Here is a 26,074-nt window from a genome sequence, read left to right on the forward strand (position 1 = left end):
GCTTACGCCTCGAAATTGCCGGCGCGGAAGTCCATCGCGAAGGCGGGCGATGCCTTCCACTTGATCGACTTCGGCTTGGCGGTGAAGGTCGCATTCTGATGCAGGACCGTGTAGGCCGGATCCTCGCGCTCGGCGATCTCCAGCATGCGGCGGAATGCCTTCTTGCGCGCCTCCCGATCCGTCGAGGTCTCCAGGAACTCCGAGAGCTTGTTCAACTCCGCATTGGTCCATTCGCCGATCTGCTGCTGCTGGCCATTCGGTCCGTGCTGCGCCACCAGCGACGAGACGGGGTCGTTGAAGGCGGCCGAGTTCGACCAGTCGCGCACCGCGCGGGTCGGGGCGCGCTCCATGATCTGCGACCAGTTTTCCTTGGTCTCGATCTGAACGTTGAGGCCGACCGACTTCCACATCTCGACCAGGATCTGCGCGGTCGCAACCTGGTTGGTGTAGTAGTTGTTGAGCAGGCGATACGGAATGGGATCGCCCTTGTAGTTGGCCTGTTTCAGCAAGTCCTGGGCGAGCTTCGGATCGTAGGCCGGCACGCTCCAGTCGGCGATGAACATGTCGCCATAGAACTCCCACTGAAGGCCCTTCGGCACGCGGGTGCGGCCGGCCCACAGGCTGTCGACGATCGCCTGGCGATCGATGGCGTGGGTGAAGGCGCGCCGCACCAGCGGATTGGCGAGCTGGGAGTGGTTCTTGTCGAACACGGTCAGGCGGTGATTGAGGATGGTGCCGCCCTGCACTTCGAACGCCGTGTTCTTCTCGATGCCGGCGATCTGGTCCGGCGGGATGTCGCAGGCGAATTGGTATTCGCCCGAGAGCAGACCGTTGATGCGGCTCGCAACCTCGGGCACTTCGAGGAAGCGGATGCGCTTGAGCGGCGGACGGCCGCCCCAATATTCGTCATGCGCCTCCAGCGTCAGCGAGACATCCGGCTTGAGCTCGACGACCTTGTAGGGGCCCGTCGTGACCGGCTTTCGTGCCCAGTCGAGATAGCTCGCGGCTTCGTCCCAGGCGCGGCGATTCATGATGTCGGAGCCGTAGCGCGACAGCCGGCCCTCGATGGTGACGTCGGGAGTCGCGTTGTAGAAACGCACGGTGTACTTGTCGACAGCGTTGACGCGCACGAGGTCCGGCCAGATGCGGCGAGCAACCGCCGGCACGTCCGGCGGCAATTCCTTGCCGGGCCGCGGCGTCGGGATCTTTTCGAACGCCTGGATTGTGGAACGGCTCTTGGCCTCGGTCTCGCCGAACATGCGCTCGCGGCTGAAGGTGAAGACGACGTCTTCGGCCGTGAGCTCGTCGCCATTGTGGAATTTCACACCCTGGCGCAGCTTCACCTCGACCGTCTGGTCGTCGATGCGCCGCCACTCGGTCGCAAGCCCCGGCACGGCTTCGAGATTGCCGCGGAAATTCTTGGAGATCAGGCCTTCCCAGATCGAGGAGAAGAACACGCGTTCGCCGACATTCGACTGCTCGCGCAGCACGTCGAGCACGTTCGAGTTCGTGACCTTCTGCACCGCGATCGCGACCGAGGGACGATTATCGCCTTGCGCGATCGAGAACCGCGGCAGGAGCAGCGTGCCGGCGGCAGCCGTGCCGGACTTCAGGATGGTGCGACGGGTGAGCTTGCTCATGACGATGACCCCTGCCCTTGTTTGTGTTGGCTATTCAGCGAGACCGAGCGACTTGAGATGAGCCGCTCCCGCATGGACGCGATCGTGATTGCGCAGTTCGAGGATCAGCCGCGGATTGGAATTGAGGCGCCCCAGCGCACTGAACACAGCGGCCCAGCGGATATTGCCTTCCCCCGGCGCCCAATGGCGGTCGGCAAAACCGTCGGTGTCCTGGAGATGCACATGCGCCAGCATGTCGCCGGCCGCATCGACGTAGTAATCGACCGGCGGCGCGCCGGTGGAGATATGGGCGTAGTTGGCATGGCCGGTGTCGAGCGAGACGCGCACCTTCGGGCTCTCGAGCGCTTTCGCAAGGCGCACGCGGTCGCGGGGATCCTTGTCCTCGATGTTCTCGATGACGATCTCGCAGCCGCTTTGCTCGGCCCGCGCGATCACTTCGGCAAGCGTCGACCGCACCCGCTCGACCAGATTGCCGCGGCTCTCGGGGTAGAGGTCGAGATGGTTGTGATCCCAGGTTGTGAAGGGCGAATGGATGACCATCTGCGTCGCACCGAGGAACTCGGCCGCGTCCAGACCTTGAAGCAGCCGTTTTGTGACGGCCTGGCGGATCATCGGATCGTGGCTGTCGATCGTGAAGCCCCAGAACGGGCCGTGGATGCCGAGCCGGCCGGTGTGACCTGCGAGCATCTGCTTGATCTCGCTCGCCGTGGTGCGCCAGTCGCTGTCGAGGAGGTCCGCTCGGAAAAAATCCTGGATCTCGAGATCACGCTGGCGTTCGAGGAGCCAGTCGCGGTGCGCGGGGATCGATTTGATGGACAGAGCAGCGCCCAGCACAGGCAGCACAGCGGTCATGTCTTGAACTCCCTTGGCCATCGCGTGATGACATGGGCAGCGCTAACGCAGTTCAGTGACAGGCCGGTGAAAGGCAGGTTCCCGACGTTCAGGGAGATGTGGACATCGCGTCGGCCTCAGCACACGCTCGCGTCGCACTGAGACGGCAGTTCACGTCCGTAGTGACGCGGATAGCAACGTCCGAGAATTTCGCGTATCTCGGCGCGCGGCCGACGGCCAACGCGCATCACACTTTCCTGGCCGCGTCACATGGGCGGGGGCGCCATGGGGCGGGGGATGAAGTCACGAGGTCCGGACTCCTAGGCACTCCGGACCTCGTGGCAGCTCGTCCCTTGCATAGCGCATTTCAGCCGCCACTTCGCGCGCATCGAGCCTGGAAGCAATTCGCGCCACGCCGTCGATGACCCGCCCTGTAGAACGTCGTCCGTGTCCAATGTCGCCGGCATCAGATAACAATTTCGAAACCAGCTCGAAGGGCCCGTGATCGACTAAGCAGTTCGCCCAACGCGGCTTGTTGCGGTGATCGAGCCATTCCTGCGCAGCTTTTAAGTGACCTACATAACATACTGGCCGCCCTGTCATCCCGTAGTCTGTTGCTGCGGGTCCTTGATGCGACACCTCCAGCCCTCCAGCCAGAGCCTCGCGCCATCCACCTGCACAGCCCCCGTCGAGCGCATCGGCGGGGGCTTCTCTCGCATAGCCTGCCAAACAACAGTGACTTTCCCTTGCGCTCACCCTCCGGCTGCGGGAACCTACGCCCGACTGCTTGGTTGGAACTAAGCTCCGGTAAAGCCGCCGAGTTTCTCCTCAGGAGTCAGTCAGGATGCTGCCGGGGAAATCGAGAAAAATGCGGAACTGGATGATGCTTGCGCTGGAATCAAACCGCGTGATCGGGTTGCGTCTGGCGAAGCTGATGCGAGGTGGCAAGGGCGCTCAGCGTGAAGCCGAGCGCATGGTCAGTGAAAAAATACAGGCGGCCGCTAAAGCCGGCGCAAGCTTCATGGCTGGCGCCTCGAGCGATGAGATTGTGCGTCAATATCGAAAGCGGGTGGCGGCAAACGCCAAGCGTCTGACCCGGCAGCCAAGACGACGCAAACAAAAATCCCCCTGATCCCGCCAATGCGGTGTGAGCCATTCGCGGGAACCGTAATGGCTGAAATAAGTGGTGTAGGCCTGATGCGTCCGCCTTTGGCCGCTAATGCGCGCTGGCTTGCCCGGTTCTGGCAGCGGACCGGCCGGAAGAACGCACCAGCGGGGCGCGTTGCATACCGCGTGCGGCTGGGCCGGGCTCTCAATCGGGGTTGTCCAGCTTGTCTATCTCAGCCCTCGCCAGCGCCGTGGCTTTCTCGATGGCCTGCTCTCGCGTGAGGGTGTTGCCGCTCAACCGGCGTGAGACAAGGTTGTCCCAATAGAACCTGACCGATTTCCGTCCGTCCGCGAACCATACCTCAAGACTTCCGCAGTCATCGTCTACGCCACGGTGAGGGATGATGCGGATGGGGTCGCCTTCGGCCATGGGTGAATTGCTACCATTCCGGCAGCATGGGGACAACGGCCGTGACCCTGGCCAGGTGATTTCGGTTTCGACGATGCCAATATCTCGCGGTGCTCGAGCAAGGCGGCGACGAAGAATGGCGACGCCATTGTCGCCGACCGTCAGCGGCAAGGTCGAGCTTCTTCAGTTGGGTGAGATTCTAGCGGCGCGATCGATCAATGGGCCGCAACTCGTGTAGATGATCTTGTTGGAGCGATCGAAGCGAAAGTAAAAGCGGACCGGCTTGCCTTCATAGCTCTGGTAATCGATCTGAACCCCGTGGCCGGTCAGGACCACATCGTCAAGGTTAAAGGAGCGCCTGCTTTCGAGCTTCGGTGCCCAATAGGCCGCGATCGAACTTCGTCCCGTCAAGGTCACCCCCTCGCACCCGCATTCCATGACCGCGCGCTCGTCATATAGATCGAGCAGAGCGTTCATGTCTCCCCGTCGGCAGGCATCGAGCCAGTCCACGACGGCGGCAAGAGGATCGAATTCGTCCCGTGAAATCGACATGAGGTCCCATACAAAACTGTCGCCGCTCCCGATCGCGACGTAGGCGCACCTGGATAAGGAAAACGGCCCGGAGGAACTGGGGGGCTCCGGGCCGAGTGTTTCCTCAACTAAAGACCCCTCGTGCGGCGAGGAGGCTAGGCTTCCAAGGAAACACCACGGTCAACCGCAGAACGCGCGCCGCTGCAAATATCTTTCTGGTAAGGCAGATTAACTCGGCGCAAGCTTCATCCGTTTTGAGGACCGGTCTCGCGCCGCTGTTGGGACTCAGCATACGTGAGCCCAGAAGGATCGGCTTTGAGGGCGAGCGCATAAACCTTCGTATAGGTCCGTTACCCGTTTAGATGACCGACGTTTACCGAGTTTCAATTGAGCCGCGACCGCGAGCGTCTTATCTACAGGGTATGCGGTAGCGCTCCCGCTATCGCTGCCCTCCTTGGGCGTTTCCTCCCTAGACTTGGGCCGCTTGTGGCAACGCAGGCGGCCGTTCTTTTTCTGTGACCCCCTCTCGGGTTCTTTGGAGAGCGTGAGAACTGGGGTACGCGCGACCACTCCCTTCGAGGATATCTGCTCCGAGAAAATCCGTTGTTGCAGTTATAGAAAAGGCGGTGCGTCTCGCCTCGAAGTGACGCGGTGAGCCACGCGCCGACATATGGTCGCGGCAAGATGGGCCGATTGATGTATCGCAAGACTATATCCGAAACGCGGGCCCAACTTACCTTCGGAAGGCAGCTATACGTTCAGACAATCGGGAGTGAAGCATGTACCGGCATATTCTCATTCCGACAGATGGGTCGGTGCTGGCGGAGCATGGGGTGGCGCATGGGTTGGCGTTGGCGAAGTTCGTTGGAGCCAGGGTATCCGCAATCAACGTTGTGGAACCGCTTTTTGCAGTGACAGGCGACTTTGCGAGCGTGTTGGATCACGTGGCAAATGCAGCCAAGGAGGCCGGTGTTCCCTGCGAGACAATTCAGGTGGAGAACGGGCAGCCGCATCAAGCCATCATCGCAACAGCCCAGGACAAAGGCTGCGATCTCATTGTTATGTCATCGCATGGGCTCAGCGGACTTTCCATGCTTCTAATGGGCAGTGTGACAAACAAGGTGCTGACCAACGCGAAAACGCCCGTGCTGGTTTGTCAGTGAATGTTGCAGCGCGGCTGGCTCGAGCTGCACGAGGCGGCACCTATAGCTCTTGAAGGCAGGAGCGCCGCCAACTGAAGCGACCACTTGCTTTATTTCTTAGCTGGCAGCTTCGCCGGGACTTGCGGCGTTGAGCTGACAATCTTCACGCTTCCATCGGATTCGTGACTTTTAATCGTCTCCAGAACTAGAAAGAACTTTTCCGCAAGCATTGCGGTCCTCCCTGGCAGTCGATTTGGGGAGCAAGAATATCACGACGGCGGAACCCGATTCTTAAAGTTTGACAATTTGGTGCATCGCGAAAAATGCGACCTCGATCATTTTGGAGCACCCTGCTTTGGCTACCTGAGGATGGGATTTAGGAGCAAATCCGGCCGTGACCCAGCGAACGTTACACACAATCGAATGGAACGCTTATCCGCTTCAAATCCCACCAGCGAAGGAGCGCTTGCTGTTGATCGTGTCAGCAGCCGGCCAGCCACCAAGTCTCAAGCTCATAGGCAAAAGTGAGGTTGCGATCGGATACTGGACCGGCGACGCCTTTCGGGTGATGTCCGGCTTTTTGCGACCACGGCTGACCGATTGGCAGCCGGCGGTTACCCATTGGGCGAGACTTGCACCATGTTTGCCCACAGGGATCGATCTTGTTCGCGACAGACGATTCGAGCCTGACGTTCGGGATTGAGCAATCACGACGTCGCCGCGATGCTCTACATCGCTTCTTTCAGCGTCAACCGCGCCGTGAAGGTCACGCTGGTCTTGCCGACCAGCGCCATGCCTTCGATCTCGGCGCAGCCGGCGGAATAGCCGCCGGAGAAACCGCAGGTGACCTCCCTGCCGGCGAACGCTAGCGACTTGCCGACCACCTCGGTGTGCTGATTGACCGTCATCTCGCCGCGCCACTTGCCGTTCCGGAACGTGTAGTGGCCGGTGTAGTAGAAATAGCTGTCGCCGCCCATGATGCGGCCGTCGCAGAGCACGGCGACGCCCTTGGCCTGGCCGCGCTTGCCATCGCGCATCGCGATCTCGAAGATATAGAGGCCGTTGACGACCCCGCTGTGATCGTCGGCCGTTTCCGGCCTAGGCGCGGCCGCCATCAGACTATCCCCTTATTTCGTCCGTCTTCATCATTTCGGCACGTTCCGCTCGAGATCCTCGAGCCACGCCGCCGCACTGGAGTCCGACGGCGCACGCCAGTCGCCGCGTGGCGACAGCGAGCCGCCGGCCGAGACCTTCGGACCGTTGGGCATTGCCGAGCGCTTGAACTGGCTGAAGGCGAAGAACCGCCGCAGGAACACTTCGAGCCAGTGGCGGATGTCGGCGAGCGCATAGGCCCTGCGCCGGTCGTTCGGGAACGCCGGCGGCCACTCGCCCCCGGCAACATCCTTCCACGCATGCAGCGACAGGAAGGCGATCTTCGACGGACGGAACCCGAAGCGTAGCGTGTAGAACAGGTTGAAGTCCTGCAGCTCGTACGGCCCGATCGCGGCTTCCGTACTCTGCGGCTTCTCGCCGGGCTTGACGGGCACGAGCTCAGGCGAGATTTCGGCGGCGAGGATCGATCCCAGGATTCGGTTGACATCATCGCTGAACTGCTTCGAGGCGATCACCCAGCGGATCAAATGCTGGATCAGCGTTTTTGGCACGCCGGCATTGACGTTGTAATGCGCCATCTGGTCGCCGACGCCATAGGTGCACCAGCCGAGCGCGAGTTCCGACAGGTCGCCGGTGCCTATGACGATGCCGCCATGATGATTGGCAAGCCGGAACAGGTAATCGGTGCGCAAGCCCGCCTGCACGTTCTCGAAGGTGATGTCGTAGACCTTCTCGCCCTTGCCGAAGGGATGACCAATGTCCTTCAGCATCTGCGTCGCCGCGGTGCGGATGTCGAGCTCCTGCCATCTCGTCTGCAACGCCTTCATCAGCGCGAGCGCGTTGGTCTTGCTCTCGCTGCCGGTGGCAAAGCCCGGCATGGTGTAGGCGAGGATGTTTTCGCGAGGCAGACCGAGCAGGTCGATCGCCTTGGCCGCGACGATCAGGGCGTGGGTGGAATCAAGCCCGCCCGACACGCCGATCACGACGCGTTTTGTTCCCGTCGCACGCATCCGCTGCACGAGGCCGGCGACCTGGATGTTGTAGGCCTCGTAGCAGTCCTGCTCGAGCAGATGCTCGTCGCTCGGCACGAAGGGAAAGCGCTCGACCTCGCGCAGGAAGCCGATATCGGCAACCGGCGGCTTCAAGGCAAAGGTGATCCTGCGGAAGCTTGCCTCGCGCTGACGACGGTTGTCGTCGAACGTTCCCATCAGCGAACGCTCCTGCCGCAGCAGGTCGAGATCGACGTCGGCGGTCGTGATCTGCCCGCCCTGCCGGAACCGCTCGCCCTCGGCCAGCAGCACGCCGTTCTCGTAGATCGAGGTCTGCCCGTCCCAGGCCAGATCGGTCGTCGACTCGCCCGCGCCCGCGGCGGCATAGACATAAGCGGCAAGGCAGCGCGCGGAGGTCGATTGGCACAATAGCGCGCGCGAGCGTGCCCGGCCGATCGTGATGGGGCTGCCGGAGAGGTTGATGAGAACGCTCGCACCAGCAAGCGCCAGCTCAGAGGCGGGCGTCACCGGGATCCACATGTCCTCGCAGATCTCGACGGCGATCGTCAGGCCCGTGACATCCTCGGCCGCGAACAGCAGGTCGATGCCGAACGGCGCGCGCACGCCGCCGACCGCGATCTCCTCACCCACGATCCCGGCGCCGGAGGCAAAGTGGCGGCCTTCGTAGAACTCGCGATAGGTCGGCAGGTAAGTCTTGGGAACGATGCCCAGAATGCTGCCGCGATGGATGACGACCGCGCAATTGTAAACGCGCGCGCCGTGGCGCAGCGGCGCGCCGACGATCAGCACGGTCATCAGGGCCGACGACGCCTCGGCGATCGCCCCAAGGCCGCGCGCGACCGCATCGAGCAGCGGGTCCTGCATGACGAGGTCTTCGATCGCATAGCCGGACAAACACAGTTCAGGGAACACGGCGACCGCCACCGACTGCTTGTGACAGGCGCCCGCGGCCGCCACGATCGCTGTCGCATTGGCGGCGGGATCGGCCACGTGCGAGGTGGTGACGCAGGCGGCCACGCGCGCAAATCCGTGGGCGTAGATCGAGTGAAAGCTCATGGTGCGCGGGACCTTCCGTTCAGTTGCGACCATTCTTAGCCGATTGACGTGCATCAATGCACGTAATTCCCGATCATGCATAACGGCTCTGCTAAACATCCTCCCTACTCCACTTCCGGCCGCCGCCCCCTTTGGATGCTGCGGCCGTTCTTTTGCGGAATGGTGTGGATGCGCCTAAAGCGCGATGAGATGATCTTTTCGGAAAACCGCTTCACACTTTTCCGGATCACGCTCTACCGGGAGCGTTCGGCCCGCAGCGTCTCGAACAACGCGACGAGGGCCTCGACCTGATGGCTGGCAAGCCGCGGGTTTGGCATCGACTGGTTCGGTCCTAGGTAACGATGACCGGAGGTGAGGAGCTGCCTGAGGTCGTCGCTGGAGAATGATGGCCGGCTTGCGATGTCCGGGAAGCTGGGCGCCGGGATGCGCGACTCCGGCTGCTCGTTCGGCCTGTCGGAGACCACATGGCAGTTGCCGCAAATCGAACGTGCAAGCCAGCGCGCCTCGGCGAGCTGGTCGACAAAGAGCTGATCCGTGAAAGGCGAGTTCGCCGGCACCTGAAGGGTGATGAAGCCATATCCCTCGGCGCGGTGGCAGGCATTGCAGCCATTGGTCAGATCGCCGTAGGCCTTGGTGAAAGCCGCGGCGTCCTTGGCACCAACGGCACTCCGCAAGGCCTGTACTGCCGCGACGGCCTGGTCAGCGCGGCCCGTCGGTTGCGCCACACGCCCGAGGCCGGCTTCGATCTGGTTGAGCTCATAGGTCGCAAGCGGCCAGTTGCCGAGGCGGCCGGCGGACCACAATTTGATGTGCTGGAACTGAAGGGCGGCCATCAGCTCGGACGCTGCCTTATCGCCGCGCATGTTGTCGGCCTGAGCGAGCGCCTGCGAGAGCGCGGCGGTCGCCAGCGCCAGAGCGGCCAGAAGTGGGCTGAGCCTCATGGAGCCTCCACGTCACACTCTAGGCTCCCCCTCAGTCCAACGGCTTTGACCGGGATCAAGACCGCCGCCGTCAGGTGATGCCTATCAGGCCCTGCGCGCCAGAACACCGCCGCCGAGATCGGAGCGCAGCCATTCGGAGATGCGCGGCCAGGCATGGACATGGGTCCGCGCTCCCATGAACAGCCCGAGATGATCCGACGGCTCCGATGCTGCCGCGATGAAGACCGGGGGCGTCCCCACGAGATCAGCGGTCGCCAGCGCTTGCGTCGCCGGCACGACCTCGTCGTCGAGCCCGGCGAGCAGGAAAATGGGCGCTCTCACATCCTTCAAATCGATTTGTCTGCCGAGCGCGACGAAGCCTCCCGCCGCGATGCGGTTCTCGCGGAAGATCCAGTTGACGATCTGGAGGTAGTAGCTGCCCGGCAGGTTGAGGGTCTCCTCGTTCCAACGATTGAAGCGCTCCAGGAGCTCAGCCCCGCCCTCCTCGGCCAAACTCCTCTGCAACGCCACCGCGATATCTTCCGCACTCAGTGACCTCGACCAGAAGCGCAGCATCTCCTCGCCGCTGACATTGCCGCCGCCGCGCGCCACGAGCTGGTCGTAGACCAGTTCCGGCGCATTGCGCGCGAGCCGGGACAATGCGGACTCGATCGCGAGATCAACGGGGGCGCCGACCAGCACCAGGCGGCGCACCTTGTCCGGGAAGCGCGCGGCGTAGAGCAGCGACAGCCAACCGCCCTGACAGAGGCCGATGAGGTCGACCGGTGCGCCTATCTCATCGATCGCGACATTGAGGTCGCCGAGATAGCTGTCGATCGAGAGATAGCGCATCTCTGATGATGCCGAGCGCCAGTCCGTGAGATAGACCCGATCGACCCCGCCCTCTTGCAGAGACTGCACGACGCTGTGACCGGGCGCGAAATCGGCGATCAGCGCACGGTGCAGAGCATAGGGCGCGCAGACCAGCGCCGGCGGGCCGGTGCGCTTCTTCGTACAGTCGCGCAGGCGCATGGTCGCGAGCTCCAGTGCGACCTTGTTGGGCGTGGACCAGGGCAGTTCCGTCTCGCGCGGTTCGGGCGAGCTGCGCTCCAGCCACCAGAACGCGGCGTCCATGGCGACCTTGGCCGCTGCAAACGGCCACAGCAGCGGATCATCCGGGCCCGGCCCGGATGCTGTCGGCGGCGGCGGTTTATTCGTTCCTTGCGCCATCTTTAGAAGAACGCCTCGATGCTGACGACGGGAATGCCGAGCGCCCTGAAGCTGTTATGGGTGGCGGCAACCGAGCCGTCGAGATCGATGCCGCGGCAGGCATCCTCGATCACCGCGACCTCGAGACCTGCCTTGCGGGTATCCTCCGCCGAAAAGCGGACGCAAAAATCCAGCGCCAGGCCTGCGACGAACGCCGTCTTCAGCTCGCGCTCGCGCAAATAGCCGAGCAGCCCGGTCGGAGTCCTGTGGTCGTTCTCGAACAGTGCCGAATAGGAATCGATGCCGCGGCGAAAGCCCTTGCGCACCACCAGGCTCGGCCGGCGGACGTCGAGATCCCGATGGAATTCGGCGCCGGCGGTGCCCTGCACGCAATGCGTCGGCCACAGCACCTGCGGACCGTAGTCGAGATCAATGGCCTCGAACGGCCGCTTGTTGGGGTGATTGGAGGCGAAGGAGACGTGATCGGTGGGGTGCCAGTCCTGTGTCAGCACCACATTGGCGAATTTTTGGGCGACGCGATTGATGGCGGGCACCACCTTCTCCCCGCCAGGCACGGCCAGCGCCCCGCCGGTACAAAAGTCGTTCTGGACGTCGATCACGAGCAGGACGTCCCGGTCGGATATCTTCATCGCTGGTCTCCACCCGGTCTGGCCTCAATGTCGATCTTCCGGCGCCACTGCGCAACCGCCTACCGCGGGCGGACTGCCGCCGGCGCAACGGTTCGCCCGTATCGACGTTGACGACAGCATCAAGCCGCGGTGGTATGCGAACCTGACCGCGAAGCAATGGAGACAAAGGTTCCCGCGATCACCAATGGCGATGGACGCGGCGGCCACGAGGACATGACCAGTCGGACGACAAGAGGTTGCGCATTGCTCGCCGACATCGGCGGCACCAATTCGCGGTTCGCGCTGATGGAGGAGGACGGCCGGATCGGGCCGGTCGCCTATGCGCGGGTCGCCGACTTCCCCACCGTTCGCGACGCCATGGCCGACTTCCTCGCCCGCCAGGCCAATGGCGCGCAGGTGAGCACCGCCGTGCTCGCGGTCGCGGGACCCGTCGTGAACAACCGCTGTGTCATGACCAACAGTCCCTGGATCATCGATGGGAAGGAGCTCCGCGCCGGCTTTGGCCTCGACGCTGTTCACGTGCTCAACGATTTCGAGGTGCTGGCCTGGGCGCTGCCGGCCTTGCAACCTGCCGACCTCTTCCGGCTCGATGCCCAGAGTGGCGCGGCTGGCGAGCCGCTGCTGGTGCTCGGACCCGGCACGGGCTTTGGCGTCTCCTGCCTCGTCGAGCGTCACGGCGCCCGGGTGGCCGTGATCACGGAAGCGGGTCATGCGACCCTGCCGGCGGAGACGGAGCGCGAGGAGCGCGTCATCGCCGCGATGCGACGGCGCTTGGGCCACGTCGAGATCGAGTTGGGCGCGCTGTCCGGTGCGGGGCTGCAAAACCTCTACGAGGCGGTCGCCGAGGTCGATGGTGCGAAGGCCCCACAACGCGACGCGGCGGCCATCACCGCGGCCGCCCTCGACGGCAGTTGCGACCTCAGCCGCACCGTGCTCGAAATGTTTTGCGCCATCCTCGGCTCCGTCGCCGGCAATCTGGCAGTGACCTTCGGTGCCCGCGGCGGCGTCTATATCGCAGGCGGCATCGTCCCGCGCTTCCCGAAATTCCTGGCCGCATCCGCCTTCCGCGAGCGCTTTGAGGCCAAGGGACGTTTCCGGGATTACCTGCATCCCATTCCGACCAGCATCATCGTCAAGCCGGACGCGAGCTTCGCGGGTCTGAAGGCTTTTTGCGATCACAGCACGGCGTGAGCCTCGTCCCACGATTGCGATGTCGAGCGTGAAACGCCTCGCAGCTAGCCTTCCCGGCCGTGTTAGGATCACCGGGTTTGAGGGCTGGGGGAGATCTTTGTGAATCACCTGATCCGAATCATTGCGATTTCGTTTGTCTTGATGCCTCCTGTTTTTGCGCAAAAACTGGTCGATCCAGCCACGGTTGCACCGGAGTACCGCGACGCAGCGGAGCATCGCCGCACCGAGCAGTTGAGGCAGCGCGCCTGCGGCCTCAAGGCACAGCAGGCCAAGATCCTGCTGCGTGATCGCGCCGCCTTCGTGCTGAAGTGCATGGATGCGGCGGACGCGAGCAAATAGTCAGTCGTCTGCTAGCGGCGCTTGCCAAGCTCGCCGCGCTTGCGGCCGAGCGAGCCTGCCAGCGTCACGAGTGCGATCAGAACGGCCGTCAGACATGCCCATCCGCGCAACTGCGCGAGCGACCAGCCAAGCTCGGCCTGGGCGAGGTAGTCCAGCATGATGGCGACATAGCCGGCCACCCAGACGGCGACAATGATCGAGATGAGATCGAATTCGTCTTGCATTCTCGTATTCCAATGCCCTGCCGCTTAGCTATAGGGCCCCGCGGGCGAGAGCTCTGTGACCTCCTTCACAGCGGATGCGCGATCCGCCATTGATTCCGCGCAAGCCACGCGGGCGCCATCCACAGCTGATTGCATCGTTTCATATCGCCGAACACGAGTCCCGCTTGCCCCATTCCGTCGCTTGAGAAACAATTCGCCCGTGGTGCGTATGTGTACGGTACGGGGGCGTGGCATGCGTAAGCAGGATCTAGGTTTTGACTACCATCGCTATCACCGGTTGCTGACCGAGGCGGTGGACGAAGATAGTCGATTGGCGCTCATCGATCTCCTGATCGAGGAAAAGGCCAGGGATCGGCTGGCCGCGCAGCGAGCCTCCGATCGGGCCGCGATGACGGCCCAGACCATCGCCAAGGTGCTGGGAACGGGCCGCAACTGATCCCGGGGGACAGCAGCCCTGCCGGCCCGCCGCCGCTGCGGAGTCGGGCATCGATTGCGATTCGGTTAAGGATGCCTGGCAATCCTGTATCAAACTTTGTGCGCTAGAGATTTCCCCTGCCTGATGCAATTCAGGGTCAAAACAGGGGGAAATGACATGAGCATGCTTTCACTCGCCTCGGCTCCGGCCGGCATCGAAATCCGTTCGATCGACAATTCCTTCAAGACCATCCTGCTGTTCTGCTGCGCCGGTCTCCTCGCCTCGTTCAGCCTGATGGCACGCGGCATCGACCTCAGCGCTGGCTTGATGTGAACGAGGACGCTTGATTAGAGACGTTCTTTAGACCAGTTTCATCGAAATTCATCTTTGGAATGGCCGCCCCTAGAGGCGGCCATTTTCTTGTTTGTGCGGAGGCGAGCCGTCAGCCTGCGAACAGCATGACCGGCTGTTGAAAGCCTTTCAGTGAGTGCTCGGAGCCATCTCCCGCGACCAGGTGGCCGGCACGCTCCCGCACTGTCGACGTCACCAGGATCTTACCCGAGCGTGCCGCGGCCTGCGCCCTTGCGGCGCGGTTCACCACGGTTCCGACCGCAGTCAAGTCGCGATGGGTACGACCGAATTCGCCGAAATTGGTTTCCCCGCTGTCAATGCCGATCCCGATGCCGACGTCCAATCCGCTGCTCCCGATCGAGCGCACCAGCTCGTCGCGCCTGCGGCCGAATCGCTCCTGGATCTCCCGCGCGGCAAGCAGCGCCTGCACGGCGTGGTCCGTCTGCTTGACCGGGAAATTGAAGATCGCGAACACGGCATCGCCGATCGTCTTGTTCAGGAGGCCGTCGTAGTGCCAGATGGCTGCGGCGCAGTCATCGTAGAAGGCGTCGAGCAGCGCGGTCAGCTCGGCCGGCTCCAGAGTCTGCGTCAGCGCCGTATAGCCGCGCAAATCTGCAAACATCACCGTGGCATCGATGGAGACGGAGCGCGCCTTCATCACCCGCGAGAAGGCCATCTCGCAGATGGTGCAGGTGTTCGGGTTCATCCGGCTCGGTCTGATGCCGAACAGGCGAAACGGCGCCGATAACGGCCCGCGCAGCGGAATCGGCATATGCAGGTTCTGCCAGCATCCCAGGCAGATCGTCGCAGGCTCCGGTGTCATCGCGAACTCGGGTCCGTCTCGTCCATTCCGCGCCAGCCGAGGCTAGCATCTTTGCATGCGCCGGGCGTCAATTTCTCTCCACCGTCAGGGTTGTTCACCCCCTCCGTCGACAAAGGCGAGCCCGATCCGGTTTTTCTGGATCCAGATCACCCGGCAATCGTGGACCGAGGAGTCCTTGGCGATGACGAGGCGAAAACGCTGGGGAACGAAGGCGGGGTTGTCGACGTCGATAGCCGCGCCGGCAGGAGAGATGTTACGCACGACGCAGCTCATTACCGAGCCGCCCGCCGAGACATAGGCCAGCTCTTCGATGTCGATACGCGGATACTTTCGTTTGTCGTCCATGCGCCGTCTGCCTCGATCCAAGCCTAGCCGGATTGCCTAAACAAATTGCACGATCCTCGGGTTACGCCTGCGTGATTTCATTGTGCAGTGCGATGGGCTGGCGGCTTGCGTGAAGGCAATCACGCGCCCTCGTCGCGGGTTCCCGACAAGGCCGCACCTCGGCCACAGGTCGGGCGTGAATCGGTCTGCTTTTCTTCAAGTTCCCGTGACGAATTGAGCAGGCCGCGCCGCTGCGGCAGGATAGCCGGGCGCAGTGCCTTTCACCTACCCCAGGGCAAGGTTGCCCGGCTATTCACCCAAGCGGACGTGAGGCGGATCCGCTTTTCGGGGCGGCCGGCGAGCCGGGAAAAAGAGAGTCGATCATCGCCTTGAGCTGGTCGATCGAAATCGGCTTGCGCAGGATCGGCCTGCGCCGGAGCAGGGACGGCAGCAACTCCGGTCCGTAACCCGTGGCGAACACAAACGGCTTGCCGCGGCGCTCGATCAGGTCCGCGACGGGATCGACGTAAAGCCCCATGAGATTGATGTCGAGAATGGCCAGATCGTATTGCGCCGTCATCGCGAAGGCGCTCGCGTCCTGAACATTGTCGGCCTCAGCGACAACACGGTGGCCAAGCTCCTCCACCATGTCGGCCATCATCATCCGGATCAACGCTTCGTCTTCGACCAGGAAAACGGAGAGTGCGCCCGTCATATCAACCCCGCAGCGATCGTTTGCAGCTAATCATAACTGCATCGCTGCGGGGATTCACGAGTTCGTGGCAATCGAGCGCCACAAATCTATTCAAACGCCGATCAATCCAGGCCGCGCTCGTGGCTGAGACGGACCATCTCCTGGATGAAGACTTCCTTCTGCTTGTCATCCAGGCTCGAGTACAGCGGCTCGGCGGCATCGGCGACGTTGCGCTGGTCGGCAGCGCGGTCGATCAGGAACTGCGCCTCGTTGCGCATCTGCTCGATGATGTCGTCCGGCGGATCGCGCTTGGCGCGGGCAATCCGCAGGTTGAGCCGCTCCGCGCCATTATGCCCGAGGTAATGCATGGCGCTGGAGAAACCGTACCAGTGCTTCTCCTGGTCGGGTGTGAGGTTCAGCTCGGTCTTGATGCGCTCAATATAGGAATCGCTGTTGGCGACGATCTGCTCTCCGGTGAGTTGCGGCGCGCCGTTCTGGGTAAGAACGGTGACGTCCTTTGTCCCGTCCTTTGGTGCGTCCTTGCTGGCCTTGGCGGTCTTGCTGGCCTTGCTGCTCTTGGCGTCCTTGGTGCCCTTTGCATCGGCGCCCTTGTCGGCCCCCTGCTGCTTGGCGTCCTTGCTCGCATCCTTAGCCGGCGCCTGGTTGTTGCCGACCCCGAGCACGCCGGTGAAGACACCGACCACGCCGCCAATCGCGCCGCCCAGCACGCCACCGACCGGGCCTGCGGCCTTGTTGCCGGCGGCCGCGCCCTCCTGAACACCTTTGACCAGGCCCTGCGCATGGGCGACGCAACCGGCGCCCAACAGCAATGCAACGACTGACCCGAGCGCGAACCATCGTCGCAGGCGAAGCCGCGCAGGCGGCGTCGGGTTGATCATTCTTGTCTCCATGTCGATCTGATTGGCTGCTCGGAGGGTGGAATCGCGCAAAAAGTCTGCCGGCTGGAACTCTAGCGTTTTCACGTCGCGCCGGTCCAGATCGAGGAGCGATCCTCCACATCCGAAAAGTCTGTCCTGCGAACTGGTTAGTTCAGGTTTATTCGGAACTGCGGCGTAATTGCGCTCGAACGATCCTCGCCCATTCCGACCACAGTGTGCGTCGCAAAAGGACCTATCCAGGTTCAACGCCGTGACACGCGCGTAACGCGGAGCTGCTGCTCCTTGGACTCAACGTTAGTTCAAGAAACGCGTGCGTGGGATTCCTCGACAGGCGCGATCAATTCTGATCTGATCGCGCTACCAATTCTCCGCGGCTCGCGTGACTAGCCACGCGAGGCGACGGCAAGAAAAACAAAAAAACAACAAAACAACAAAACAACAAAAGACCAAAGCGAGGAAACGAGATGTCACGCAAGAAGCTCACGCGGCGACAGTTTGTGGCCGCAACTGCCATGTCCTCCGCAGCCCTGATCACCGCGCCCTATGTGCGCGGCGCCTACGCCGCCGGCAAGCTCTCGATCGGCTTCTGGGACCATTGGGTGCCGGGCGCCAACGACAGCTCCAGGGCTCTCGTCAATGAGTGGGCAGCGAAGGAAAAGGTCGAAGTCTCGATCGACTACATCACCAGCAACAACAAGAAGATCGAGCTGACCGTTGCCGCCGAAGCGCAGGCCAAATCCGGTCACGACATTCTTCAGATGTACACCTGGTGGCCGCATGCTTATGCCGAGCAGCTGGAACCGGTGAATGACGTCGTCGAGGCGGCGATCAAGCAGAACGGCGAGGTCAACGGCACCGTAAAATATCTCGGCCAGGCCGCCGGCAACTGGCTCGCGGTACCCGCAACTCCGGGAAGCCAGATCAAGGGGCCCTGCTCGCGCATCGATCTGATGAAGAAGCACGCGGGCATCGACGTTCAGGAGCTGTATCCGGTTGGCAGCCCGCCGAAGGCCGACAGCTGGAATATGGATACCTTCCTCAAGGCGGCGGAAGCCTGCCAGAAGGCGGGCTTCGCGTTCGGCATCGGTCTTGGCGAGACCACCGACAGCGTCGATACGGCGGGCGCCATCTTCCAGTCGTTCGGCGCCGAGCTCGTCAACTCCAAGGGCGACCTCACGGTGAAGACCGATCAGGTCCGCCAGGCGCTCGAATACTACAAGAAGCTGATCGCCTTCCTGCCGCCGGACGCACCGTCCTGGGACGACGCCTCGAACAACAAGTGGCTGATCTCGGGGCGCGGCGCCCTCATCATGAATCCGCCGAGCGCCTGGGCGGTTGCCAAGCGCGACGCGCCGCAAGTCGCCGAGCAATGCTGGACGCATGGCTTCCCCGCCGGTCCAAAGGGCCGCTTTGCGCCGTTCCTGCCCTATTTCTGGGGCCTCTGGAGCTTCTCCAAGAACAAGGAAGCGGCCAAGAGCCTCCTCGCCTATCTGTCGCAGCCGTCATCGATCGAGAAATTCGTTGCGGCGAGCGGCGGCTACGACCTGCCGGCCTACGCCAACATGACGACCCTGAAGACCTGGGCCGAGGAAGGGCCGCCGAAGGGCACGCTCTATCATTATCCCAATCCCTACAATCATCAGACGCTGTCGATTGCGGCCTCTCCTGCGCCGCCGAAGATCGCCCAGCAGATTTATGCGCAGGCGACGCTGACCAAGATGGCGCTGCGGTTTGCGCAGGGAGAGAAGCTGGAAAACACGCTCGCCTGGGCCGAGGGCGAGTGCGAAGGCTTCATGCGAAGTTGAGCCGGGGTGTGCCACGGCGGTTCGCGCCTCGCGCGCGAGCCGCCAGGGCAACCCGCCGTTCGATGGACGTGATCAGATGAAACCGACACCAGCGTGCCGGCTTCACCGTTGGACATTCTGCAAGGAAGCTTGACCCAAGGAAGCTTGACTCAGGGAAACTGACATGGCCGATGTCATCGTTGAGCACGGTCGCGTTGCCGGCAGCGCGAGTGCACGCAAGCGGGCGAGCCTGCACAATGCGTTGAGGCGGAAATCGACCGTGGCGTTCTTCCTGACGCTGCCGCTCATCCTCCTGATCGCGCTGCTGGTGCTCTACCCTGCCCTGTTCTCGATCCATCTCGCGACGCTGAACAAGTCGATGCAGAAGTTCGTCGGCTTCGGCAACTTCACCTTCCTGTTCAAGCGCGAAACCTTCTGGATGGTGGTGAAGCAGTCCTGCATCTTCGCGATCACCGCCGTCGTCTTCAAGGCGCTGATCGGCTTCATCGTCGCGCATTTCGTCCACAACATACCGGCCAAGGGCCAGCGCAAATGGCGCGGCATGCTGCTGGTGCCCTGGGTCATTCCGCCGGCGATGAGCACGCTCGCCTGGCTGTGGCTGTTCGATCCCTCCTACAGCGCGTTTAATTACACGCTCTCCCTGTTCGGCATCGGTCCCGTTAACTGGCTCGGCGATGCCGCGTGGGCGCGCTTCTCCGTCATCCTCGTCAACGTGTGGTACGGCGCGCCGTTCTTCATGATCATGTACCTGGCGGCGCTGAAATCGGTCCCGGAGCAGCTCTACGAGGCCGCTGCGATCGACGGCGCCAACTGGTGGCAGCGGATCTGGTACGTGACGCTACCGATGATGCGCAACATCATCGCGATCACGACGCTGTTCTCGCTGATCGTCACCTTCGCCAATTTCGACATCGTCCGCATCCTGACCTCGGGTGGGCCGCTCGATCGGACCCAGATCTTTGCCACCTACGCGTTCCGCGTCGGCATCGAGAGCAGCGACATCCCGCTCGGCGCCAGCGTCTCGCTGTTCATGGTCCCCATCCTCGCCGTCGCGGCCATCTTCATCCTGCGCGACGTCTCTAAACGCGGGAACGAATCCTGATGAGCACGCTCGCGATCGACAAGGCCGGTCCCCGGCGCAAGGTCAAGTATGGCAGCATGAGCCGGGACCGCGCCTGGGCGCTGCGCTGGTCCTACTTCTTCCTGGTGCTGTTTGCGATCTTCTTCCTGACGCCGCCGCTCTACATGGTGATCACCTCGCTCAAGAGCAGCGCGGAGATCTCGGCGGCGACAAATCCCTGGTGGGTGTTTCATCCGACGCTGTCGAACTACCTCGAGCTCCTGACGTCGAACCAGTTTCTCCGGTTCTTCTGGAATTCATCCATCGTCTCACTGGTGGTCGTGATCCTGACCATGCTGATCAGCGTGCCCGCGGCGTTCGCACTGGCGCGGATGAGGTTTTGGGGCTCGGCGACGCTCGCCACCGGGGTGTTCCTGACCTACCTGATCCCGGACAGCCTGCTGTTCATTCCGCTGTTCAAGATGTTCGCGCTGATCCAGGATCTGACCGGCATCACGTTGCTCAATCGATGGTATGTGCTGCTGTTCGTCTATCCGACGCTGACGGTGCCGTTCTGCACCTGGATCATGATCGGCTATTTCGCTTCGATCCCGAAGGAGCTCGATGAAGCCGCGATCATCGACGGGGCGTCCTGGCTCCAGACCCTGACGCGGATCTTCATTCCGGTGGCGCTGCCCGGCCTGATCGCCGCGACGATCTTCGCCTTCACCGTCTCCTGGGCCCAGTTCCTCTATCCCCTGGTATTCACGACCTCCATTGACCAGCTCGTGCTGCCGGTCGGCATCACCACGACGCTGATCAAGGGCGATGTCTTCAACTGGGGGCAAATCATGACCGGCGCGCTGCTCGGCGCTGCGCCGCCGCTGATCATCTACGCCTTCCTGATGGACTACTACATTGCCGGCCTGACGGCCGGTGCGACAAAGGGTTGATATCGAGAGGTTGACGATTTATGGCTGATGTTTCCTTGCGCAAGGTGGTCAAGCGTTACGACGACGTCGAGGCGGTGCGCGGCATCGATCTCGACATCGCCGACCACGAGTTCATCGTGCTAGTGGGCCCGTCCGGCTGCGGCAAGTCGACCACACTGCGCATGATCGCAGGGCTCGAGGACATCAGCGACGGCGACATCATGATCGGCGGCGACGTCGTCAACGACGTGCCGCCGAAGGATCGCGACATCGCGATGGTGTTCCAGAACTACGCGCTCTATCCGCACATGACGGTGGCGGAGAACATGTCGTTCGGGTTGCGCCTGAAGCACTACCCGAAGGCCGAGATCAAGTCGCGCGTGACGGAGGCCGCCCGCCTCCTGGACATCACGGACCTGATCGACCGCAAGCCGAAGCAGCTCTCCGGCGGCCAGCGCCAGCGCGTTGCGATGGGGCGCGCCATCGTCCGCAATCCAAAGGTGTTCCTGTTCGACGAGCCGCTCTCCAACCTCGATGCCAAGCTGCGCGTGCAGATGCGCATCGAGATCAAGAAGGTGCACCAGAAGGTGCGCACCACCACCGTCTACGTCACCCACGACCAGGTCGAGGCTATGACGCTGGCCGACCGCGTCGTGGTCATGAACAAGGGCCGCATCGAGCAGATCGGCACGCCGAACGAACTCTACCACAAGCCGGCGACGCGCTTCGTCGCGGGCTTCATCGGCTCGCCCGCGATGAACTTCGTGCCGTGCCGGCTGGAGGATGTCGGCGGCAAGCTCAACATCCGCCTGACCGACCGCATCTCCTTTCCGCTGCCGCCGGAGCGTGCCGCGCACTACAACGCGTTGCCGCGCAACGACCAGCTGCAGCTCGGCATCCGGCCCGAGCACATCGCGGAGTCGCATGCGCATCTCGATCCCGGCGTCGAGACCTTCGACACCATGCTCGACGTCACCGAGCCGATGGGCATGGAGACGCTGGTCTACTTCAACCTCAACGGCACGCCGGTCTGCGGCCGCGTCAATCCCAATGCCGGCGCCAAGGACGGGGCACCCATGCGTTTGGCGATGGACCTCAACAACATGCACCTGCTAAACGAGGCGACCGGCCTCGTGCTGTGACGGCCGGTCAAGAAAACCTCGAGCAGGCAGGGGACGATGGCGACCAACAAGAAGAAGATTTTTGTCACGCAAACTTTGTCGCGGGGCGCACGCGCCCTTCTCAACCAGCGGGACGACATTGAACTCGTCGAGTTCTCCAACCTGATTTCGGCTTCGGACTTCCAGGCGATGCTGACTGCGCATGCGCCGGTCCATGGCGTTGCGCTGGGCCCGACCCGGTTCGGCGAGCCCGAACTCGAGGTATCCAAAGACATGATGGTTGTGACGCGGATCGGCGTTGGCTACGACTCGGTCGACGTGCCTGCCCTCTCCCGCCGCAAGGTGCCGCTGATGATCGCAGGCAGCGCCAATTCGCCCTCGGTCGCGGAAGCCGCGCTGTTCATGATGCTGACGCTGGCCAAGCGCGCCCAGGAGCTGCACGCCTGCGTCAGGGACAACAAATGGGCCGACCGGCTCGGCATCCTGCCCTTCGACCTCTACGGCAAGACCGTCGTGATCGTAGGCTTTGGCCGCATCGGCAGCCGCACCGCCAAGCGCTGCCTCGCTATGGAGATGAACGTCCTGGTCTATGACCCCTACAAGCCGGCGGCCGACATCAAGGCTGCCGGTTGCGAGCCGGTCACCGATCTCGACGCGGCGCTGCCCCGCGCCGACTTCGTCAGCATCCACTGCCCGAAGACGCCCGAAACCGTCGGCATGTTCAACGCGGCACGGATCGGCCTGATGAAGCGGACGGCCTATCTCATCAACACCGCGCGCGGCGGTCTCGTCGAAGAGAAGGCACTCTATGGTGCGCTCACCTCGGGTCGGCTCGCCGGCGCCGGCCTCGACGTGTTCGAGCAGGAGCCGCCGCCGGCCGGACACTCGCTGTTCGAGCTTCCGAACGTGATCATGGCGCCGCATGTGGCAGGCGTCACCGTCGAGGCGGTCGATCGCATGAGCGAGCAGACCGCGCGCAACATTTTGAGCGTGCTCGACGGCGATCCGATCCGCCAGAACGTGATCAATCAGGACGTTCTCGCCTGACCACCGCGGTTTTCGGAGAGGCGGACATTCGTCCGCCTCTCCAAGGTCAACCAGGTGTCCCATTTCGGCACAATCGGGCCCAAACCTAGCCTTAATCAACGGCAACCTAGGGTGACAGGTCGCGACCGGTCGTGGGACAGAATTGCCGGCGCGTCCTCTTGGAGGATGGACCCTTGTCAGACATCGACCCGACCGACCACGCGCTGGCGACGATCGCCAGCATTCTCGAACACCCCGAGGCCCCGCCCGAGACTGAGAAGTTCGCGAGCGTCGACGAGGATCTGGTCGTCGACGAGCAGCCGCTCGTGCCGCAGCACCCGGCCGACGCCGACGGCTACAGCAAGCTCGGCCCCGGGCCGATGGCGGCGCTGCGGTTCAAATGGACCGTGCAGCGCGGCGATGAGGGTCTCTACTACGTCCACGAGACCATTGGCGAGTATTCCACGCCCGTGGTCAGCGGACCGATGTCGGGCGAAGCCGCGGTGCAGTTCGTCGACGAGCGCGAGAGCGAAGCGCATCGCCGTTTCGAGGTCCTGCGCGACGAGATCGCCAACCGCAGCTCGGTCTCCGACATCGTACGGAAAGGTGAGGTGTAAGCCTCACCTTCTTCCCAGAAAATCCCTCTTCACGAGATCGACGCCGGCGTGCCGCAGGATGTCGTAGGCCGTCGAGACGTGGAAGAAGAATTGCGGGATCGTGAAGGTCAGCAGCAGCGAGCGTCCGGTGAAGGGCAGCTCGACGCCGCTTTTCAGGCGGAAGGCGACGTCCTTCTCGCCTGCGGCCTCGATCTCGGTGCGCGGCAGGCTCTCGACGAAATCGACCGCGGCCGCGATGCGCCGCTGTAGCTCCGCAAGATCAGGCTTCGCGTCGGCAAACGTGATCGGCTCGCGCCCGGCAAGCAGCGCGGATCCGACCACGGCATGGCGGACCGCCTCGCCCACCTGCTGCGCCAGATCATACATGTTCGGATAGAGCCGCATGCCGAGCAGGATCGCCGGATCGATCTTGCGCACTTCGGCGTAAGACGCGGCCTTGTCGAGCAGCCCGGACAGGTTGCGCAGGAACGGCACGAACATGCCGACGGAAACCTCATGGAGGGAAAGCGTCACTTCAAAATTTCCTTCTCGCAGTTTGCGGACATCTGGTCTAAATCCGCAGGTTCTGGAGCAACATGACAGCTGATGCGAGGGTGGGAAAGAGATGATCGTGCGACGACTGGCGGCCCTGGCCGCGGCGGTGGTGGTGAGCTTTGCGGCCCATGCGCAGGAGACGACGTCCCCTTCCCGCCTCGATGAGATCATCAAGCGCGGCACCTTGCGCATCGGCATGACCGGCGACTACCGGCCATTCACCTCTCTCGACAAGACAACGCAGAAATTCAGCGGCTTCGACGTCGATATGGCCGAGGCGCTAGGCAAGGCGCTCGGCGTCAAGGTCGAGTACGTCCAGACCGCCTGGCCAAAGCTGATGAAGGATTTTGAGACCGATCAGTTCGACATCGCGATGGGCGGCGTCTCAATCACCCTCGACCGCCAGAAGAAGGGCCTGTTCTCCACGCCGATCATGCGCGAGGGCAAGACCCCGATCTCGCGCTGCGCTGACGTCGCCAAGTACCAGACGCTCGCCGACATCGACAAGAAAGGCACGCGCGTCATCGTCAATCCCGGCGGCACCAATGAGCGCTTTGCGCGGGCGCACATCAAGGACGCCGACATCACCGTCTTCCCGGACAACACCGCGATCTTCGACGAGATCGCCAAGGGCAATGCGGACCTGATGATGACCGACGCCTCCGAGACGCGCTATCAGCAGAAGCAGCATCAGGGCGTGCTCTGCGCGGTGCATCCGGACAAGCCGTTCGATTTCTCGGAGAAAGCCTACTGGCTCCAGCGCGACGTTGCGCTGAAGGCCTTCGTCGACCAGTGGCTGCACGTCTCCATGGAGGACGGCAGCTACCAGAAAATTTATGGCGCCTGGTTCGATTAGCGCGCGCTTCTTAAGCCCGGACCTAAAGCGCGATGAGATTGGGATGAGTCGTCATCGCGCTTTAGATTATTGTTTGAGCATGATCTCCGCGCAAACGCGCTTCGCGTTCGTCGCGAGGGAATACCGCTTCGCACTTTGCGCTCGCGCCCTTCGGGTCCGGATCATGCTCCTGTCGCAATAGTCCGCATTTTGGCTGCCCGTCGGTCAAACCTTGGACCGAGTTGGCGCGCATTGAACCAAGATCGAAGGGAGCACGACTCATAGCTTGAAAGTGATCTGGATCACGTTTCGTCTCGGGGCCGGGGCGTAGGCGTGGATACGGGGACGACCACCTGCTCGGGAGATTGCAATGAAAAAGCTATTGGCGATGGCCGCATTTCTTTTGGCGAGCACGGCCGCGCAAGCGCAATACACCTTCGAGTATGGCGGCCGCACCATCCGCATCGACCCTGACCGCGGCACGGTGCAGATCCCCGGGGTCTACGACAACACCGGCCAGGGCAAGTCGAAGAAGGCCAAGAACGACACGAAGAACGCGACCAAGACCGACACCCAGCCGCCGCAGCAGGCCAAGGTCGATCCGCAGCCGCCAGCCAATCCCGCGCCCGCGCCGGCTCCCGTGACGCCACCTCCGGCAGTCGAGCAGACGCCCGCCGCAGCCGCGCCGCCTCCGGCGCCACCTGCCCCGCCCGCACCGCCGCCGACCACGACCGCCAACAACGCGCCGGCCGCAACCGCCGTCGCGCCTCCGCCGGCTCCGCCGCCCGCCCCGGCTCAGCAGGACGCTACTCCCGCGGTGACACCGCCGCCGGCTCCGCCAGCCGCCGTCGCGGTTGCTCCGTCTGCACCCCCAGCTCCGCCCCCGCCGCCGACGCCCGCTCCGCCTCCCGTTCAGGCGGCGGCTCCGGCGGCAGCGCCCGCGCCCACGCGTGACCTCAATTCGCCGCTCGGCGTCTGGCTCACCGAGGAGAAGGAAGGCAAGGTCCGTATCGAGCAGTGCGGCAACAATCTCTGCGGCTACTCGGTCGATGCCAAGTCGGACCAGAACGGCGAGCAGATCCTGATCAACATGAAGCCGGCCCAGGGCCAGAAATGGACCGGCCGGATCGTCGATCCCAACACCGGCTCGACCTACGATTCCACCATCGCCATGCGCGGCACCGACCGCCTGCGTGTGCAGGGCTGCGCCTTCGGCGGCATGTTCTGCGGCGGCCAGACCTGGACGCGCGTGAACTAGTTCACGCC

General features: G+C 63.0%; 29 protein-coding genes. 14 read left to right on the forward strand and 15 right to left on the reverse strand.

Translation table 11 applies throughout. The annotated features are described in order from the left end of the window. Positions 1–2 precede the first annotated feature (2 nt). On the reverse strand, positions 3–1,640 hold the full coding sequence (locus NLN62_RS41120) for an ABC transporter substrate-binding protein (RefSeq protein ID WP_254112435.1): 1,638 nt from the start codon (positions 1,638–1,640) through the stop codon (positions 3–5). A 30-nt stretch (positions 1,641–1,670) separates the two neighbouring features. Next, positions 1,671–2,492, reverse strand: a complete 822-nt coding sequence (locus NLN62_RS41125) for a sugar phosphate isomerase/epimerase (protein WP_254112436.1) — start codon at positions 2,490–2,492, stop codon at positions 1,671–1,673. Positions 2,493–3,315: 823 nt separating this feature from the next. Between NLN62_RS41125 and NLN62_RS41130 the strand changes: the two genes are divergently transcribed. Then, positions 3,316–3,603: a hypothetical protein gene (locus tag NLN62_RS41130; RefSeq protein WP_245288029.1), complete on the forward strand. Its 288-nt coding sequence runs from the start codon at positions 3,316–3,318 to the stop codon at positions 3,601–3,603. Between the two features lie 180 nt (positions 3,604–3,783). On the opposite strand, the gene NLN62_RS41135 is transcribed toward NLN62_RS41130, so the two are convergent. Together NLN62_RS41135 and NLN62_RS41140 are read right to left on the reverse strand one after the other, a co-directional pair. Then, positions 3,784–4,008: a hypothetical protein gene (locus NLN62_RS41135; RefSeq protein ID WP_027523363.1), complete on the reverse strand. Its 225-nt coding sequence runs from the start codon at positions 4,006–4,008 to the stop codon at positions 3,784–3,786. A 162-nt stretch (positions 4,009–4,170) separates the two neighbouring features. Beyond that, the gene (locus tag NLN62_RS41140) at positions 4,171–4,539 is read right to left on the reverse strand and encodes a nuclear transport factor 2 family protein (protein WP_051389767.1); all 369 of its coding nucleotides are present in this window, start codon (positions 4,537–4,539) and stop codon (positions 4,171–4,173) included. A 758-nt stretch (positions 4,540–5,297) separates the two neighbouring features. Between NLN62_RS41140 and NLN62_RS41145 the strand changes: the two genes are divergently transcribed. Continuing rightward, positions 5,298–5,681: a universal stress protein gene (locus NLN62_RS41145; protein ID WP_027523364.1), complete on the forward strand. Its 384-nt coding sequence runs from the start codon at positions 5,298–5,300 to the stop codon at positions 5,679–5,681. A 707-nt stretch (positions 5,682–6,388) separates the two neighbouring features. Here the strand turns inward: NLN62_RS41145 and NLN62_RS41150 are convergent. From NLN62_RS41150 to pncA, 5 genes are all read right to left on the reverse strand, one after another. Beyond that, positions 6,389–6,775, reverse strand: a complete 387-nt coding sequence (locus NLN62_RS41150; protein ID WP_254112437.1) for a GrlR family regulatory protein — start codon at positions 6,773–6,775, stop codon at positions 6,389–6,391. Between the two features lie 30 nt (positions 6,776–6,805). Then, complete coding sequence (locus tag NLN62_RS41155; protein ID WP_254112438.1) at positions 6,806–8,839, reverse strand: NAD(+) synthase; 2,034 nt, start codon at positions 8,837–8,839, stop codon at positions 6,806–6,808. Positions 8,840–9,072: 233 nt separating this feature from the next. Further along, the gene (locus NLN62_RS41160; RefSeq protein ID WP_027523367.1) at positions 9,073–9,780 is read right to left on the reverse strand and encodes a cytochrome c; all 708 of its coding nucleotides are present in this window, start codon (positions 9,778–9,780) and stop codon (positions 9,073–9,075) included. An 84-nt stretch (positions 9,781–9,864) separates the two neighbouring features. Continuing rightward, positions 9,865–10,989, reverse strand: coding sequence for an alpha/beta fold hydrolase (locus NLN62_RS41165; protein ID WP_027523368.1), 1,125 nt, complete (start codon positions 10,987–10,989; stop codon positions 9,865–9,867). A gap of 2 nt (positions 10,990–10,991) precedes the next feature. After that, the gene (gene pncA / locus NLN62_RS41170) at positions 10,992–11,618 is read right to left on the reverse strand and encodes a bifunctional nicotinamidase/pyrazinamidase (RefSeq protein ID WP_254112439.1); all 627 of its coding nucleotides are present in this window, start codon (positions 11,616–11,618) and stop codon (positions 10,992–10,994) included. A 213-nt stretch (positions 11,619–11,831) separates the two neighbouring features. Between pncA and glk the strand changes: the two genes are divergently transcribed. Beyond that, complete coding sequence (gene glk / locus NLN62_RS41175) at positions 11,832–12,809, forward strand: glucokinase (protein WP_254113838.1); 978 nt, start codon at positions 11,832–11,834, stop codon at positions 12,807–12,809. A gap of 99 nt (positions 12,810–12,908) precedes the next feature. Further along, positions 12,909–13,148 (forward strand): hypothetical protein, encoded by a 240-nt coding sequence (locus tag NLN62_RS41180; protein ID WP_254112440.1) that lies wholly within the window; start codon positions 12,909–12,911, stop codon positions 13,146–13,148. An 11-nt stretch (positions 13,149–13,159) separates the two neighbouring features. Here NLN62_RS41180 and NLN62_RS41185 read toward each other — a convergent pair whose 3' ends face one another. Then, on the reverse strand, positions 13,160–13,372 hold the full coding sequence (locus tag NLN62_RS41185; protein WP_027523372.1) for a hypothetical protein: 213 nt from the start codon (positions 13,370–13,372) through the stop codon (positions 13,160–13,162). Positions 13,373–13,604: 232 nt separating this feature from the next. Between NLN62_RS41185 and NLN62_RS41190 the strand changes: the two genes are divergently transcribed. Together NLN62_RS41190 and NLN62_RS41195 are read left to right on the forward strand one after the other, a co-directional pair. Continuing rightward, positions 13,605–13,808, forward strand: a complete 204-nt coding sequence (locus tag NLN62_RS41190) for a hypothetical protein (protein ID WP_027523373.1) — start codon at positions 13,605–13,607, stop codon at positions 13,806–13,808. Between the two features lie 156 nt (positions 13,809–13,964). Beyond that, entirely contained in the window at positions 13,965–14,120 is a 156-nt protein-coding gene (locus NLN62_RS41195; RefSeq protein WP_198031769.1) for a hypothetical protein, read from the forward strand. Positions 14,121–14,229: 109 nt separating this feature from the next. On the opposite strand, the gene NLN62_RS41200 is transcribed toward NLN62_RS41195, so the two are convergent. From NLN62_RS41200 to NLN62_RS41215, 4 genes are all read right to left on the reverse strand, one after another. After that, positions 14,230–14,961 (reverse strand): adenylate/guanylate cyclase domain-containing protein, encoded by a 732-nt coding sequence (locus tag NLN62_RS41200; RefSeq protein WP_254112441.1) that lies wholly within the window; start codon positions 14,959–14,961, stop codon positions 14,230–14,232. 84 nt (positions 14,962–15,045) lie between these two features. Further along, positions 15,046–15,306 (reverse strand): PilZ domain-containing protein, encoded by a 261-nt coding sequence (locus tag NLN62_RS41205; RefSeq protein ID WP_027523375.1) that lies wholly within the window; start codon positions 15,304–15,306, stop codon positions 15,046–15,048. A 292-nt stretch (positions 15,307–15,598) separates the two neighbouring features. Beyond that, entirely contained in the window at positions 15,599–16,000 is a 402-nt protein-coding gene (locus NLN62_RS41210; protein WP_254112442.1) for a response regulator, read from the reverse strand. A gap of 101 nt (positions 16,001–16,101) precedes the next feature. Beyond that, positions 16,102–16,878, reverse strand: coding sequence for a Spy/CpxP family protein refolding chaperone (locus NLN62_RS41215; RefSeq protein ID WP_035662515.1), 777 nt, complete (start codon positions 16,876–16,878; stop codon positions 16,102–16,104). A 464-nt stretch (positions 16,879–17,342) separates the two neighbouring features. On the opposite strand from NLN62_RS41215, the gene NLN62_RS41220 reads away from it, so the two are divergent. From NLN62_RS41220 to NLN62_RS41245, 6 genes are all read left to right on the forward strand, one after another. After that, positions 17,343–18,683 carry an ABC transporter substrate-binding protein gene (locus tag NLN62_RS41220; protein WP_254112443.1) on the forward strand — a complete coding sequence of 447 codons (1,341 nt, stop codon included), beginning with the start codon at positions 17,343–17,345 and terminating at the stop codon, positions 18,681–18,683. Between the two features lie 163 nt (positions 18,684–18,846). Further along, positions 18,847–19,785, forward strand: coding sequence for a carbohydrate ABC transporter permease (locus NLN62_RS41225; RefSeq protein ID WP_027523379.1), 939 nt, complete (start codon positions 18,847–18,849; stop codon positions 19,783–19,785). Further along, positions 19,785–20,696, forward strand: a complete 912-nt coding sequence (locus NLN62_RS41230) for a carbohydrate ABC transporter permease (RefSeq protein WP_254112444.1) — start codon at positions 19,785–19,787, stop codon at positions 20,694–20,696. Before NLN62_RS41225 ends, NLN62_RS41230 begins: the two co-directional genes overlap by 1 nt. Positions 20,697–20,716: 20 nt before the next feature. Next, a complete protein-coding gene (locus tag NLN62_RS41235) occupies positions 20,717–21,817 on the forward strand; it encodes an ABC transporter ATP-binding protein (protein WP_027523381.1) in 1,101 nt (366 codons plus the stop codon). Positions 21,818–21,853: 36 nt separating this feature from the next. Beyond that, positions 21,854–22,843: a hydroxyacid dehydrogenase gene (locus NLN62_RS41240; RefSeq protein ID WP_254112445.1), complete on the forward strand. Its 990-nt coding sequence runs from the start codon at positions 21,854–21,856 to the stop codon at positions 22,841–22,843. A gap of 173 nt (positions 22,844–23,016) precedes the next feature. Continuing rightward, the gene (locus NLN62_RS41245) at positions 23,017–23,439 is read left to right on the forward strand and encodes a hypothetical protein (RefSeq protein ID WP_027523383.1); all 423 of its coding nucleotides are present in this window, start codon (positions 23,017–23,019) and stop codon (positions 23,437–23,439) included. 3 nt (positions 23,440–23,442) lie between these two features. Here NLN62_RS41245 and NLN62_RS41250 read toward each other — a convergent pair whose 3' ends face one another. Further along, positions 23,443–23,952: a DUF1993 family protein gene (locus tag NLN62_RS41250; protein ID WP_256576057.1), complete on the reverse strand. Its 510-nt coding sequence runs from the start codon at positions 23,950–23,952 to the stop codon at positions 23,443–23,445. Positions 23,953–24,043: 91 nt separating this feature from the next. On the opposite strand from NLN62_RS41250, the gene NLN62_RS41255 reads away from it, so the two are divergent. Continuing rightward, a complete protein-coding gene (locus tag NLN62_RS41255) occupies positions 24,044–24,829 on the forward strand; it encodes a transporter substrate-binding domain-containing protein (protein ID WP_027523385.1) in 786 nt (261 codons plus the stop codon). A gap of 349 nt (positions 24,830–25,178) precedes the next feature. After that, positions 25,179–26,066: a DUF2147 domain-containing protein gene (locus tag NLN62_RS41260; RefSeq protein WP_254112446.1), complete on the forward strand. Its 888-nt coding sequence runs from the start codon at positions 25,179–25,181 to the stop codon at positions 26,064–26,066. Positions 26,067–26,074: the final 8 nt, after the last annotated feature.

The organism is Bradyrhizobium sp. CCGUVB23, assembly GCF_024199885.1.
Taxonomy (GTDB): Bacteria; Pseudomonadota; Alphaproteobacteria; order Rhizobiales; family Xanthobacteraceae; genus Bradyrhizobium.

Coding starts and splice junctions, on each gene's coding strand:
- NLN62_RS41210 (WP_254112442.1), bottom strand. CDS start 16,000: ATGACGGGCGCACTCTCCGTTTTCCTGGTCGAAGACGAAGCGTTGATC.
- NLN62_RS41135 (WP_027523363.1), bottom strand. CDS start 4,008: ATGGCCGAAGGCGACCCCATCCGCATCATCCCTCACCGTGGCGTAGAC.
- NLN62_RS41150 (WP_254112437.1), bottom strand. CDS start 6,775: ATGGCGGCCGCGCCTAGGCCGGAAACGGCCGACGATCACAGCGGGGTC.
- NLN62_RS41185 (WP_027523372.1), bottom strand. CDS start 13,372: ATGCAAGACGAATTCGATCTCATCTCGATCATTGTCGCCGTCTGGGTG.
- NLN62_RS41220 (WP_254112443.1), top strand. CDS start 17,343: ATGTCACGCAAGAAGCTCACGCGGCGACAGTTTGTGGCCGCAACTGCC.
- NLN62_RS41200 (WP_254112441.1), bottom strand. CDS start 14,961: ATGACACCGGAGCCTGCGACGATCTGCCTGGGATGCTGGCAGAACCTG.
- pncA (WP_254112439.1), bottom strand. CDS start 11,618: ATGAAGATATCCGACCGGGACGTCCTGCTCGTGATCGACGTCCAGAAC.
- glk (WP_254113838.1), top strand. CDS start 11,832: ATGACCAGTCGGACGACAAGAGGTTGCGCATTGCTCGCCGACATCGGC.
- NLN62_RS41240 (WP_254112445.1), top strand. CDS start 21,854: ATGGCGACCAACAAGAAGAAGATTTTTGTCACGCAAACTTTGTCGCGG.
- NLN62_RS41230 (WP_254112444.1), top strand. CDS start 19,785: ATGAGCACGCTCGCGATCGACAAGGCCGGTCCCCGGCGCAAGGTCAAG.
- NLN62_RS41130 (WP_245288029.1), top strand. CDS start 3,316: ATGCTGCCGGGGAAATCGAGAAAAATGCGGAACTGGATGATGCTTGCG.
- NLN62_RS41195 (WP_198031769.1), top strand. CDS start 13,965: ATGAGCATGCTTTCACTCGCCTCGGCTCCGGCCGGCATCGAAATCCGT.
- NLN62_RS41235 (WP_027523381.1), top strand. CDS start 20,717: ATGGCTGATGTTTCCTTGCGCAAGGTGGTCAAGCGTTACGACGACGTC.
- NLN62_RS41125 (WP_254112436.1), bottom strand. CDS start 2,492: ATGACCGCTGTGCTGCCTGTGCTGGGCGCTGCTCTGTCCATCAAATCG.
- NLN62_RS41120 (WP_254112435.1), bottom strand. CDS start 1,640: ATGAGCAAGCTCACCCGTCGCACCATCCTGAAGTCCGGCACGGCTGCC.
- NLN62_RS41205 (WP_027523375.1), bottom strand. CDS start 15,306: ATGGACGACAAACGAAAGTATCCGCGTATCGACATCGAAGAGCTGGCC.
- NLN62_RS41155 (WP_254112438.1), bottom strand. CDS start 8,839: ATGAGCTTTCACTCGATCTACGCCCACGGATTTGCGCGCGTGGCCGCC.
- NLN62_RS41190 (WP_027523373.1), top strand. CDS start 13,605: ATGCGTAAGCAGGATCTAGGTTTTGACTACCATCGCTATCACCGGTTG.
- NLN62_RS41160 (WP_027523367.1), bottom strand. CDS start 9,780: ATGAGGCTCAGCCCACTTCTGGCCGCTCTGGCGCTGGCGACCGCCGCG.
- NLN62_RS41255 (WP_027523385.1), top strand. CDS start 24,044: ATGATCGTGCGACGACTGGCGGCCCTGGCCGCGGCGGTGGTGGTGAGC.
- NLN62_RS41215 (WP_035662515.1), bottom strand. CDS start 16,878: ATGATCAACCCGACGCCGCCTGCGCGGCTTCGCCTGCGACGATGGTTC.
- NLN62_RS41140 (WP_051389767.1), bottom strand. CDS start 4,539: ATGTCGATTTCACGGGACGAATTCGATCCTCTTGCCGCCGTCGTGGAC.
- NLN62_RS41165 (WP_027523368.1), bottom strand. CDS start 10,989: ATGGCGCAAGGAACGAATAAACCGCCGCCGCCGACAGCATCCGGGCCG.
- NLN62_RS41260 (WP_254112446.1), top strand. CDS start 25,179: ATGAAAAAGCTATTGGCGATGGCCGCATTTCTTTTGGCGAGCACGGCC.
- NLN62_RS41145 (WP_027523364.1), top strand. CDS start 5,298: ATGTACCGGCATATTCTCATTCCGACAGATGGGTCGGTGCTGGCGGAG.
- NLN62_RS41225 (WP_027523379.1), top strand. CDS start 18,847: ATGGCCGATGTCATCGTTGAGCACGGTCGCGTTGCCGGCAGCGCGAGT.